The sequence below is a fragment of the Serratia sp. FGI94 genome (assembly GCF_000330865.1).
GTDB lineage: Bacteria > Pseudomonadota > Gammaproteobacteria > Enterobacterales > Enterobacteriaceae > Serratia_B > Serratia_B rubidaea.
Genome location: NC_020064.1, coordinates 826,990 through 838,858 on the forward strand (window position 1 = coordinate 826,990; position 11,869 = coordinate 838,858).

Sequence of the window (11,869 nt, forward strand, 5' to 3'; positions counted from 1 at the left end):
GCCCCAACAGATTATGACTCCTGCACTGAGTGACGGGCGTTGACGTCGTCGCTTTTCTTACGTACCCACAGCCAGTACGCCAGCGTGAGCAGTGCCACCCAGGCCAGCCCGACATACAGCGCGATGCGGCTCTCCTCAAAGTAACCGAGCAGGCCGATGACAAACACCATAAACGCCGTCGCCAGCGCCGGCGCGACCGGCCACCACGGCACCGGGAAGCTCAGCGCGGCGGCTTCCTCTTTGCTGATGGTGCGGCGCATCACGATCTGCGACAGCAGGATCATCAGCCACACCCACACGGTAGCGAAGGTGGCGATGGAGGCGATGATCATAAAGATCTGTTTCGGGATCAGGTAGTTGAGCACCACGCCGACCAGCAGGGCGATCGCCATCACCAGCACCGTCATCCAGGGCACGCCGTTGCCGGTCAGTTTGGTGAAGCTCCTCGGCGCCTGGCCCTCCTGCGCCATGCCGTACATCATGCGTCCGGCGCCGAAGATATCGCTGTTGATGGCGGAAATAGCGGCGGTAATTACCACCACGTTCAGTAGGTTGGCGGCCGATTCAATGCCCAGGCTGCTGAAGATCTCGACAAACGGGCTGCCGTTCTGGCCGATGCTGTTCCACGGATAGATCGCCATCAGCACCATCAGCGTCAGCACGTAAAACAGCAGGATGCGCAGCGGGACGGCGTTAATTGCCTTCGGCAGCACCTTGGCGGGATCCTTCGCTTCGCTGGCGGTGATGCCGATAATTTCAATGCCGCCGAAGGCGAACATCACCACCGCCAGCGAGGCCACCACGCCGCCGAAACCGTTAGGCATAAAGCCGCCGTGCTGCCATAAATTGCTGAGGCCGGTGGCCTGTTGGGCCTGGCCGAAGCCAAACATCATCACCGCCGCGCCGCCGATAATCATGGCGACGATCGCCGCCACTTTGATCAGCGACAGCCAGAATTCCATTTCGCCGAATACTTTTACGCTGCACATATTCAGCGCGCCGATAAAGAGGATGATGCTCAGCACCCAGACCCATTGGGCGACGTCCGGGAACCACAATCCCATATAGATGCCGAAGGCGGTGACGTCGGCCAGCGCGACGATCACCATTTCAAAGGTATAGGTCCAGCCGGTGAGAAAGCCGGCCAGCGGGCCGAGGTAACGGCTGGCGTAATGGCCGAACGAGCCGGAAACCGGCTGGTGCACCGCCATCTCTCCCAGCGCGCGCATCACCATAAATACCGCCGCGCCGCCCACCAGATAGGCCAGCAACACCGCCGGGCCGGCCAGCTGAATGGCGCCGGCGGAGCCGTAAAACAGGCCGGTGCCGATCGCCGAGCCCAGCGCCATAAATCGGATATGTCGCGCGTTGAGTCCGCGTCTGAGTTGTGTTGTGTCGCTACGCATGTTGCTTCCCGTTGTTGTTGTTTTGTGGAACAGGTACATGCTGCCCGCGCCGGGTGAAACGTACCCGGCGGGGCAGAACAAACTGCGTGGTCAGTGTAAGGTTATGCCAGACTAGGCAGCAGCGCGGCAGGCAGCAGCGCTGTCAGGTGACGGGCCGCCAACAGCTGGCTGGCCGCTTCAATATCAGGCGCGAAGAAGCGATCCTGATCGTAATGGCTGACCTGCTCGCGCAGCAGGCGGCGAGCCTGCTCCAGTCCTTCACTGGTGTGTAGCCCTTCACGCAGATCCAGCCCCTGAATGGCGGCCAGCCACTCCACCGCCAGAATGCCGCGCACGTTATCGGCCATTTCCCACAGGCGACGGCCGGCGGCCGGCGCCATGGAGACGTGATCCTCCTGGTTGGCCGAGGTCGGGATGCTGTCAACGCTGGCCGGGTGCGCCAGCGCCTTATTCTCACTGGCCAGCGCCGCGGCGGTAACCTGCGCGATCATAAAGCCGGAGTTAACGCCGCCGTTTTTCACCAGGAACGGCGGCAGCTGCGACATATGCTTATCCATCAGCAGCGAGATACGGCGTTCGGACAGCGAGCCGATCTCGGCGAACGCCAGCGCCAGGTTATCCGCGGCCATTGCCACCGGTTCGGCGTGGAAGTTGCCGCCGGACAGCACGTCGCCCTGTTCGGCGAACACCAACGGGTTATCGGACACCGCGTTGGCTTCAATCGCCAGGATCTCGCTGGCCTGACGAATCTGCGTCAGGCAGGCGCCCATCACCTGCGGCTGACAGCGCAGCGAGTACGGATCCTGTACTTTTTCACAGTTGCGGTGCGAGTCGGACACTTCGCTGCGCTCGCCCAGCAGGTGGCGGTAGGCCGCCGCCGCGTCGATCTGGCCGCGCTGGCCGCGCACCTCGTGAATGCGCGGGTCGAACGGGCTGCGCGACCCCAGCGCCGCCTCTACGCTCAGGCTGCCGCAGACCGTGGCGGCGGCGTAGAGATCTTCCGCCTCAAACAGACCGCGCAGCGCGAAGGCGGTGGAAACCTGGGTGCCGTTCAGCAGGGCCAGCCCCTCTTTGGCCGCCAGCTGCAGCGGCTTCAGGCCGGCTTTCGCCAGCGCGTCGCCGGCGGACAGCCACTCGCCCTGATGGCGCGCCTTGCCTTCTCCCAGCAGCAGCAGGCTCATATGCGCCAGCGGCGCCAGGTCGCCGGAGGCGCCCACCGAGCCTTTCAGCGGAATATGCGGGTAGACTTCGGCGTTCACCAGCGCGATCAGCGCCTGCAGCACTTCTAGACGAATGCCGGAGAAACCGCGCGACAGGCTGTTGATTTTCAGCACCATAATCAGGCGCACCAGGCTGTCGTCGGTCGGCGCGCCGACGCCGGCGGCGTGGGACAGCACGATGGATCGCTGCAGATTCTCCAGATCGTCCCGCGCGATGCGGGTCGAGGCCAGCAGGCCGAAGCCGGTGTTAATGCCGTAGGTGGTGCGGTTCTCTTCGACGATGCGTTCAACGCAGGCGACGCTCCGCTCAATGGCGGCGTAGGCGTTGTCGTCCAGCGTCAGCTTGACCGGCTGTTGATACACGTCGCGCAGTTCGGCGAGCGTCAGTTTACCAGGGCGGATGGTTAGATTTTTCATGCTTTTTTCCCCTGAGTGGCGGCGACCATCGGCAGGTTCAGACCCTGCTCGCGGGCGCAGTCGATAGCAATGTCGTAACCCGCGTCGGCATGACGCATTACGCCGGTGGCCGGGTCGTTGTGCAGGACGCGGGCAATACGTTCGGCGGCTTCGTCGCTGCCGTCGCAGACGATCACCATGCCGGAGTGCTGTGAGAAGCCCATGCCGACGCCGCCGCCGTGGTGCAGCGACACCCAGGTGGCACCGCTGGCAGTGTTCAGCAGGGCGTTGAGCAGCGGCCAGTCGGACACGGCGTCGGAACCGTCCTGCATGGCTTCGGTTTCACGGTTCGGGCTGGCGACCGAGCCGGAGTCCAGGTGGTCGCGGCCGATGACGATCGGCGCCGACAGTTCGCCGCGGCGCACCATTTCGTTGAACGCCAGGCCCAGCTTGGCGCGCTGGCCCAGACCGACCCAGCAGATGCGCGCCGGCAGGCCCTGGAAGCTGATGCGCTCGCGCGCCATATCCAGCCAGCGGTGCAGGTGCTCGTCGTCGGGGATCAGCTCCTTGACCATCGCGTCGGTCTTGTAGATATCCTGCGGGTCGCCGGACAGCGCGGCCCAACGGAACGGCCCGATGCCGCGGCAGAACAGCGGACGGATGTAGGCCGGCACAAAGCCCGGGAAATCGAAGGCGTTGTCGACGCCCATCTCTTTGGCCATCTGGCGGATGTTGTTGCCGTAGTCGAAGGTGGGAATGCCCATCTGCTGGAACGCCAGCATCGCCTTGACGTGTTCCGCCATGGAGTTTTTGGCGGCCTTCACCACCGCCGCCGGCTCGCGCTGGGCGCGCTCGCGGTACTCTTCCCAGCTCCAGCCCTGCGGCAGGTAGCCGTTGAGCGGATCGTGGGCGCTGGTCTGGTCGGTGACCATATCCGGACGCACGCCGCGTTTGACCAGTTCCGGCAGAATATCGGCGGCGTTGGCGCACAGCGCGATGGAAATCGCTTTACCCTCGGCGGTATAGCGCTTGATGCGCGCCAGCGCGTCATCCAGATCGCTGGCCTGTTCGTCGACGTAGCGGGTTTTCAGGCGGAAGTCGATGCGGCTCTGCTGACACTCGATATTCAGCGAGCAGGCGCCGGCCAGCGTGGCCGCCAGCGGCTGCGCGCCGCCCATGCCGCCCAGACCGGCGGTCAGCACCCAGCGGCCTTGCAGATTGCCGTCGTAGTGTTGGCGGCCGGCTTCGACGAAGGTTTCATAGGTGCCCTGCACGATGCCCTGGCTGCCGATATAAATCCAGCTGCCGGCGGTCATCTGGCCGTACATCGCCAGCCCCTTGGCATCCAATTCGTTAAAGTGTTCCCAGGTGGCCCAGTGCGGCACCAGGTTGGAGTTGGCGATCAGCACGCGCGGTGCGTTGCTGTGGGTTTTGAATACGCCGACCGGTTTACCGGACTGCACCAGCAGCGTTTCGTCCTCTTCCAGCGTTTTCAGGGTTTCGACGATTTTGTCGTAGCAGTCCCAGTCGCGGGCGGCGCGGCCGATGCCGCCGTAAACCACCAGCTCATGCGGGTTTTCTGCGACTTCCGGATCGAGGTTGTTCATCAGCATGCGCAGCGGCGCTTCGGTCAGCCAGCTTTTTGCGTTTAATTGTGTGCCGCGAGGCGCGCGTACATCGACATTGCGAACTTTGTTATTTGCAGTCACAGCTCTTTCCTCAACTTGAAGTATGGCAATTCAATCGGTGTGAATTGATGGCGTTGTTGCCTGTCCATCACGTCTGAATAGTGCGTCAGGTTTTATTAACATATACTTGTATGTACAAGCATATGCAATAGCGAATCGCTTAAGCGAATAAATGACATAAGATAAAATTATTTTTGTTTATAATCAGTTTGTTATTTGTTTTTTTGCACGGTGTCAGGTCGGAGAAGAGAGCCAGAATAGTGAGCTGATAGGCAAAAATGAATAAAAAACGCGTCATTTTTGAGTGTCAAATCACAATTAATTTACATAAGAATTACAAGTTGAAGTGATGGATAAAAAAGCGTTATGACCGGAGAGTCGGGCGCGGCCAGCCGCGCCCGTCAGCGTCAGGAGCTGGCCGTTTGTAGCGTCTTGCGGCGCGCCATTTTGACCAGCGTGGCGACGGCGGCAATGGCCGCCGGCAGGCACAGGAACAGCAGGATGCTGCGCACTTCCCACTGCATCGCCATCAGCTGTGCGCCGACCATCGTGCCGGCCACGCCGCCGAAGCGACCGATGCCCTGCATCCAGGCGATGCCGGTGGCGCGGCTGTGGGTCGGGTAGTAGGTGGCAGCCAGCGTCTGCAGCCCCGACTGCGCGCCGTTCATGGTAATGCCCATCAGGAAAATAAACCCGCCGAGCAGAACGATATGGCGATCTTCAGTAGCCATGCCGACGATCAGCAGCGCGGTGATGATAAAGCCGGCGGCGACCACCTTATGCGCGTTCCAGCGGTCCATCATCCAGCCGGCCATCAGGATGCCGGCGGTGCCGCCGAAGGTGAACAGCGAAGTCAGCATGGCGGACTGCTCCAACTGATAACCTAGGCCCTGCATCAGAATCGGCATCCAGCTCAGCAGCATGTAGTAGATCACCAGCCCCATGCAGTAGGTGACCCACAGCATCAGGGTACCGAGCAGATAAGGGCGGCTGAACAGCAGGCCGACGCTGCTTTTTGACGCCGCCAGCGGCGTTTCGTACAGATAGAAGTGTTCGATGCCGTCGAGGTTTTTCCCGCTGAAGCGCTGGGTAATGCGTTTGATCTTCTGCCTATCCTTGCCGCGGTTGACCAGATATTTGACCGACTCGGGCAGCAACAGCACCAGCAGCACCGTCAGCATCAGCGGCGCGATGGCGCCGAGCAGCAGCACGCTGTGCCAGCCGTAGCTGGGGATCAGCCAGGAGGAGATCGCGCCGCCGGCGGCGGCGCCCAGCGGAAAGCCGCAGTACATAGTGTTAATTGCCAGCGAACGGCAGCGCTGCGGCGCATACTCGGAAATCAGCGTAATGGCGTTGGGCATGGCGGCGCCCAGGCCAAGGCCGGTGAGAAAACGCCACAGCGTCAGGCTGTCGAGCGAACCGGCATAGGCGGTCGCCAGGCTGGACAGGCCGAAGAACAGACAGGAAAACACCAGCACCCGCTTGCGGCCGATGCGGTCGGAGAGCGGCCCGGCCACCAGCGCGCCCAGCGACAGCCCGAGCAGCGCGGCGCTCAGCACCGGCCCCAGATCCTGCTTGACGATCCCCCAGTCCTCGGCCAGCGCCGGGGCAATATAACCCATGGCGGCGGTGTCGAAACCGTCGATCGCCAGGACCAAAAAACCGAGAATAATCAGCGTCCAGTGGAACAGCGAGAACTTACTGTCGTCGATCGCCTGCTGGATGTTCAACTTGGTGGAATGAGCCATAGTCCCCTCGAAAGTGCTGGTGGTGGTTATTGTGATTAGCGCCGGAACGGCTGTCCGACTTGTGCTTGCATGTATATACATCAGTGAGGTTTGCGGGGATTAATGTCAAATACATTTATCTTATTTGTTGGCTAATTGTTATTTTTGCGACGCAGGATCGAAAGTTGCGCGCCGGTGCGGCAAAAGGGCGGCAATGAGGTTATTTGGCCGCCGGACGGGAATCTGAGATAATCGCGTTTTACCCGTTCAAATTGAGAGATGCATGCAGTACCCGATTAACGAGATGTTCCAGACTTTACAGGGCGAAGGTTATTTCACCGGCGTTCCGGCTATTTTTATCCGCCTGCAGGGGTGTCCGGTAGGATGCAGCTGGTGCGATACCAAACACACCTGGGAAAAGGATGCTCATCGGGAAGTGGACATGCAGCGCATTTTGGTGAAAACCGAAGAGAGCGACGCCTGGGGCAGCGCCAGCGCCGAGCAGCTGCTGGCGGTAATCGGCCAGCAGGGCTACAGCGCGCGTCATATCGTCATTACCGGCGGCGAGCCGTGCATTTACGATTTGCTCCCGCTGACCCGTCTGTTTGAAGCGCACGGTTACGGTTGCCAGATTGAAACCAGCGGCACCCATGAAGTGCGGTGTACAGAGAATACCTGGGTGACGGTTTCACCGAAGGTGAATATGCGCGGGGGGATGAAAGTGTTGGATCAGGCGTTAATGCGCGCGGATGAAATCAAACACCCGGTCGGGCGTCAGCGGGATATCGAGGCGCTGGATGCGCTGCTGGCAACGCTGCACGATGAGAAACGGCGGGTGATCGCCCTGCAGCCGATCAGCCAGAAAGATGAAGCGACCAAACTCTGTATTGCCACCTGCATTGAACGTAACTGGCGTTTGTCGATGCAGACGCATAAATATCTGAATATTGCCTGAGCCCGTCGGGGCAGATAGCGGGACGCGGCGCAGCGCGCCCGTTATCTTCGCACCCTTAGCCTTTATATACGCAGCCGGCGGTGCAGGTTTCTTTCACCATCACCGCGCTCAGTTCCGGCAGCTGCGGCTTCAGCTGCTGCCAAATCCAGGCGGCGAGCACTTCGCTGGTCGGATTTTCCAGCCCTGGAATATCGTTCAGATAATGGTGATCCAACCGCTCCCAAACGGGTTTGAATACGGCTTTCAGTTCGGCAAAGTCCATTACCCAGCCGGTGTGGGCATCGACCTCACCGGTTACTTCCAGACGCACCATAAACGAATGCCCGTGCAGACGGCCGCATTTATGGCCTTCAGGCACATGCGGCAGGCGGTGTGCGGCTTCAAATTGAAAATCTTTAAACAGCGTGGTTGCCATTGTTACGGCCTCATTGACTCAAAAACCGACGCATACTACCGGAAAGCCGCATTGCTTGCCATTTAATCCCCTTCATATTTGACGCCGCGGCGGTGTTGGCTGCGCACGCTCACCCCGGTCACTTACTGATGTAAGCTCCCGGGGACTCGCGTACTTGCCGCCTTGCCGCAGCGCCAACTATGCTGGGGATGCTGGTTTTGGGCCATCGCTGTGCCGCCGGTTGCCGGTTTTTTATTGATCGCCGTGGGCATATCAATAGAAGCGGTTAGCCGCTGAATGCGATTCATTCAAAAAACATCAAAAAAATCATTTTAAATTCATGATGATAAAAATGAATCCTTAGCGCTTTAAGCGTTATGCCTTACCAGTAAAACAGCTTAGTCATTTTGGTTATTAATTATTGCTATCCCTTATTTATTCGTTGCTATTTGGCTCGGTAACCTTACAAACTCTCCTGATCTTTTCAGGAAATCAGACTGAACGAAAAGACAGCGAATGACACTGGCTAAGCATAGGAATTATGTCCGCAATGACGACTCAGGCTCCTCCAACATCTTTGCTCCCGCTGACGCCCGAACAGCTCTCTAACCTGCAGGCGGCGATTGGCGACTATTCGCCGACGCAGCTGGCGTGGCTGTCCGGTTACTTCTGGGGAATGGTTAACCAACAGCCCGGAGCCGTCGCCTTGCCGGCCGCGCCCGCCGCTGCTGCCGCGCCGAGCATTACCATTATTTCCGCCTCGCAGACCGGTAACGCCCGCCGCCTGGCGGAGCAGCTGCGCGACGATCTGCTGGCGGCCAAGCTGAGCGTCAATCTGGTCAGTGCCGGAGATTACAAATACAAGCAGATCGCTCAGGAGCGCCTGCTGATCGTGGTGGCCTCCACGCAGGGCGAAGGCGAGCCGGCGGAAGAGGCGGTGGCGCTGCATAAGTTCCTGCACTCCAAAAAAGCGCCGAAGCTGAACGAGACCGCCTTTGCGGTGTTTGGCCTGGGCGATACCTCCTATGAAAACTTCTGCCAGTCCGGCAAGGATTTCGACGCCAAACTGGCGGAGCTGGGTGCCGAGCGTCTGGTGGAGCGCGTTGATGCCGACGTCGAGTATCAGGATCTCGCGACCGCCTGGCGCAAGCAGGTGGTGACGGTGCTGAAAGATCGCGCGCCGACGGAAAGCGTGGCACCGGGCGTGCTGGCCGGCGGTGCGGTGGACCTGCTCGACAGCAGCCCGTACAGCAAAGAGCAGCCGCTGACGGCGCAGCTGGCGGTGAACCAGAAGGTCACCGGCCGCAATTCCGATAAAGACGTGCGCCACATCGAGATCGACCTGGGGGACGCCGGACTGCGCTATCAGCCGGGCGACGCCTTGGGCGTCTGGTTCGATAACGATCCGGCGCTGGTTGACGAACTGGTGCAGCTGCTGTGGCTGAAAGGCGATGAAACGGTCGAGGTGGACGGCAAAACGCTGTCGCTGAGCGACGCATTGCGCAGCTACTATGAACTGACCCAGAACACCACGCCGATCGTGGAAAAATATGCGGCGCTGGCGCGGGATGAAAAACTGCTGGCGCTGGTGGCCGATAAAGCCGCGCTGCAGCAGTATGCGCACAATACGCCGATCGTCGATATGGTGCGTCAGGCGCCGGTCGAACTCAGTGCCGAACAGCTGCTCGGCCTGCTGCGTCCGCTGACGCCGCGCCTCTATTCCATCGCCTCTTCGCAGGCGGAAACGGAAAACGAAGTGCACGTGACCGTCGGCGTAGTGCGTTATGACATTGACGGCCGCGCGCGCGCCGGCGGCGCCTCGAGCTTCCTGGCCGACCGCCTGGAGGAAGACGGCGATGTGCGGGTGTTTATCGAACACAACGACAATTTCCGCCTGCCGGCCAACCCGGATACGCCGGTGATCATGATCGGCCCCGGCACCGGCATTGCGCCGTTCCGCGCCTTTATGCAGCAGCGCGACGCCGACGGCGCCGGCGGTAAAAACTGGCTGTTCTTCGGCAACCCGCACTTTACCGAAGACTTCCTTTATCAGGTGGAGTGGCAGCGCTATGTGAAAGACGGTCTGTTGACCCGCATCGATCTGGCCTGGTCACGTGACCAGCAGCACAAGGTGTATGTACAGGACAAACTGCGCGAACAGGGCGCGGAAGTGTGGCGCTGGATCCAGCAAGGCGCGCACATTTACGTCTGCGGCGATGCCAATCGCATGGCGAAAGACGTGGAAAATACATTACTGGAACTGGTCGCCGAGCACGGTGGAATGGATGCCGAGCAGGCCGACGAATTTTTAAGTGAGCTGCGCTTTGAGCGCCGTTATCAGCGAGATGTTTACTGATGAGTGATAAACACCCCGGCCCTCTGGTTGTAGAAGGCAAACTGGCCGATGCCGAACGCATGAAGCGTGAGAGTAACTTCCTGCGCGGCACCATCGCCGACGATTTGAACGACGGTCTGACCGGCGGCTTTAACGGCGACAACTTTCTGCTGATCCGTTTCCACGGCATGTACCAGCAGGATGACCGCGATATCCGCGCCGAACGCGCCGAGCAGAAGCTGGAGCCGCGCCATGCGATGATGCTGCGCTGCCGCCTGCCCGGCGGCATTATCAGCCCGCAGCAGTGGCTGGGTATTGATAAGTTTGCCGCAGAGAGCACGCTGTACGGCAGCATTCGCCTGACCAACCGTCAGACCTTCCAGTTCCACGGTATTCTGAAGGGCAATGTGAAGCCGGTGCATCAGCTGCTGAACAAACTGGGGCTGGACGCGTTGGCGACCGCCAACGACGTCAACCGCAACGTGCTGTGCACCTCGAACCCGGTGGAGTCTGAGCTGCATCAGGAAGCCTACGAGTGGGCGAAGAAAATCTCTGAACATCTGCTGCCGCGCACCCGCGCCTATGCGGAAGTGTGGCTGGATAAAGAGAAGGTGGCGACCACCGACGAGGAGCCGATCCTCGGCCCGACCTATCTGCCGCGCAAGTTTAAAACCACGGTGGTGATCCCGCCGCAGAACGACGTCGATCTGCACGCCAACGATATGAACTTTGTCGCCATTGCGGAAAACGGCAAGCTGGTGGGCTTTAACCTGCTGGTGGGCGGCGGCCTGTCGATTGAGCACGGCAACAAGAAAACCTATGCGCGTAACGCCAGTGAGTTCGGCTACATTCCGCTGGAGCATACGCTGGCGGTGGCCGAGGCGGTAGTCACTACCCAGCGCGACTGGGGCAACCGCACCGATCGTAAAAACGCCAAAACCAAATATACGCTGGAGCGCGTCGGCGTGGAGACCTTCCGCGCCGAAGTGGAAAAACGCGCCGGCATCACCTTCGAGCCGATTCGGCCCTATGAGTTTACCGGCCGCGGCGACCGCATCGGCTGGGTGAAAGGGGTGGATAACCACTGGCACCTGACGCTGTTTATCGAAAACGGCCGCCTGCTGGACTATCCGGGCCGTCCGCTGAAAAGCGGCGTGGCGGAAATCGCCAGAGTGCATCAGGGCGACTTCCGCCTGACCGCCAACCAGAACCTGATCGTCGCCGGCGTGCCGGAAAGTGAGAAGGCCAGTATTGAAGCCATCGCCCGTGCGCACGGCCTGATCGACGACGGCGTCAGCGAACAGCGTAAAAATTCAATGGCCTGCGTGTCATACCCGACCTGTCCGCTGGCGATGGCGGAGGCCGAGCGCTTCCTGCCGCAGTTCGTCACCAAGGTTGAAGGCATCATGCATCAGCACGGGGTGGGCGATGAGCACATGGTGCTGCGCGTGACCGGCTGCCCGAACGGCTGCGGCCGCGCGCTGCTGGCGGAGATCGGCCTGGTGGGCAAGGCGGTCGGCCGTTATAACCTGCATCTGGGCGGCAACCGTGAAGGTACGCGTATTCCGCGCATGTATCGCGAGAACATCAATGAGGAGCAGATCCTGCAGGAGATCGACCAACTGGTCGGCCGCTGGGCGCAAGAGCGCAACGCGGGCGAAGGGTTCGGCGACTTCACCATCCGCGCCGGCATTATTCGCCCGGTGGTGGATCCGGCGCAGGATTTCTGGGACTAACCGTGGAGGCTG

Annotated in this window: 8 protein-coding genes; 3 read left to right on the forward strand and 5 right to left on the reverse strand. The window is 60.5% G+C overall.

Features of this window, described 5'->3' with window-relative positions:
• Positions 1-11 precede the first annotated feature (11 nt).
• The 4 genes from D781_RS03635 to D781_RS03650 all read right to left on the reverse strand — a co-directional run bounded on the left by D781_RS03635 (position 12) and on the right by D781_RS03650 (position 6,458).
• Positions 12-1,406 carry an amino acid permease gene (locus tag D781_RS03635; RefSeq protein WP_015670962.1) on the reverse strand — a complete coding sequence of 465 codons (1,395 nt, stop codon included), beginning with the start codon at positions 1,404-1,406 and terminating at the stop codon, positions 12-14.
• A 101-nt stretch (positions 1,407-1,507) separates the two neighbouring features.
• Positions 1,508-3,043, reverse strand: a complete 1,536-nt coding sequence (gene hutH, locus D781_RS03640) for a histidine ammonia-lyase (protein WP_015670963.1) — start codon at positions 3,041-3,043, stop codon at positions 1,508-1,510.
• Positions 3,040-4,731, reverse strand: coding sequence for a urocanate hydratase (gene hutU, locus D781_RS03645; protein WP_015670964.1), 1,692 nt, complete (start codon positions 4,729-4,731; stop codon positions 3,040-3,042). Before hutU ends, hutH begins: the two co-directional genes overlap by 4 nt.
• Before the next feature lie 386 nt (positions 4,732-5,117).
• The gene (locus D781_RS03650; RefSeq protein ID WP_015670965.1) at positions 5,118-6,458 is read right to left on the reverse strand and encodes an aromatic acid/H+ symport family MFS transporter; all 1,341 of its coding nucleotides are present in this window, start codon (positions 6,456-6,458) and stop codon (positions 5,118-5,120) included.
• A gap of 262 nt (positions 6,459-6,720) precedes the next feature.
• Between D781_RS03650 and queE the strand changes: the two genes are divergently transcribed.
• Positions 6,721-7,392 (forward strand): 7-carboxy-7-deazaguanine synthase QueE, encoded by a 672-nt coding sequence (gene queE / locus D781_RS03655; RefSeq protein WP_015670966.1) that lies wholly within the window; start codon positions 6,721-6,723, stop codon positions 7,390-7,392.
• Between the two features lie 55 nt (positions 7,393-7,447).
• Here queE and queD read toward each other — a convergent pair whose 3' ends face one another.
• Entirely contained in the window at positions 7,448-7,807 is a 360-nt protein-coding gene (gene queD, locus D781_RS03660; protein ID WP_015670967.1) for a 6-carboxytetrahydropterin synthase QueD, read from the reverse strand.
• Positions 7,808-8,336: 529 nt separating this feature from the next.
• On the opposite strand from queD, the gene cysJ reads away from it, so the two are divergent.
• Both cysJ and cysI read left to right on the forward strand, forming a co-directional pair.
• The gene (gene cysJ, locus D781_RS03665; protein ID WP_015670968.1) at positions 8,337-10,142 is read left to right on the forward strand and encodes an NADPH-dependent assimilatory sulfite reductase flavoprotein subunit; all 1,806 of its coding nucleotides are present in this window, start codon (positions 8,337-8,339) and stop codon (positions 10,140-10,142) included.
• On the forward strand, positions 10,142-11,857 hold the full coding sequence (gene cysI, locus D781_RS03670; protein WP_015670969.1) for an assimilatory sulfite reductase (NADPH) hemoprotein subunit: 1,716 nt from the start codon (positions 10,142-10,144) through the stop codon (positions 11,855-11,857). The genes cysJ and cysI overlap by 1 nt, the downstream gene beginning before the upstream one ends.
• Positions 11,858-11,869: the final 12 nt, after the last annotated feature.

What these genes read in the sequence shown, in the direction of transcription:
- queD (WP_015670967.1), bottom strand. Translation starts at nt 7,807, where the DNA reads ATGGCAACCACGCTGTTTAAAGATTTTCAATTTGAAGCCGCACACCGC.
- cysI (WP_015670969.1), top strand. Translation starts at nt 10,142, where the DNA reads ATGAGTGATAAACACCCCGGCCCTCTGGTTGTAGAAGGCAAACTGGCC.
- cysJ (WP_015670968.1), top strand. Translation starts at nt 8,337, where the DNA reads ATGACGACTCAGGCTCCTCCAACATCTTTGCTCCCGCTGACGCCCGAA.
- queE (WP_015670966.1), top strand. Translation starts at nt 6,721, where the DNA reads ATGCAGTACCCGATTAACGAGATGTTCCAGACTTTACAGGGCGAAGGT.
- D781_RS03650 (WP_015670965.1), bottom strand. Translation starts at nt 6,458, where the DNA reads ATGGCTCATTCCACCAAGTTGAACATCCAGCAGGCGATCGACGACAGT.
- D781_RS03635 (WP_015670962.1), bottom strand. Translation starts at nt 1,406, where the DNA reads ATGCGTAGCGACACAACACAACTCAGACGCGGACTCAACGCGCGACAT.
- hutH (WP_015670963.1), bottom strand. Translation starts at nt 3,043, where the DNA reads ATGAAAAATCTAACCATCCGCCCTGGTAAACTGACGCTCGCCGAACTG.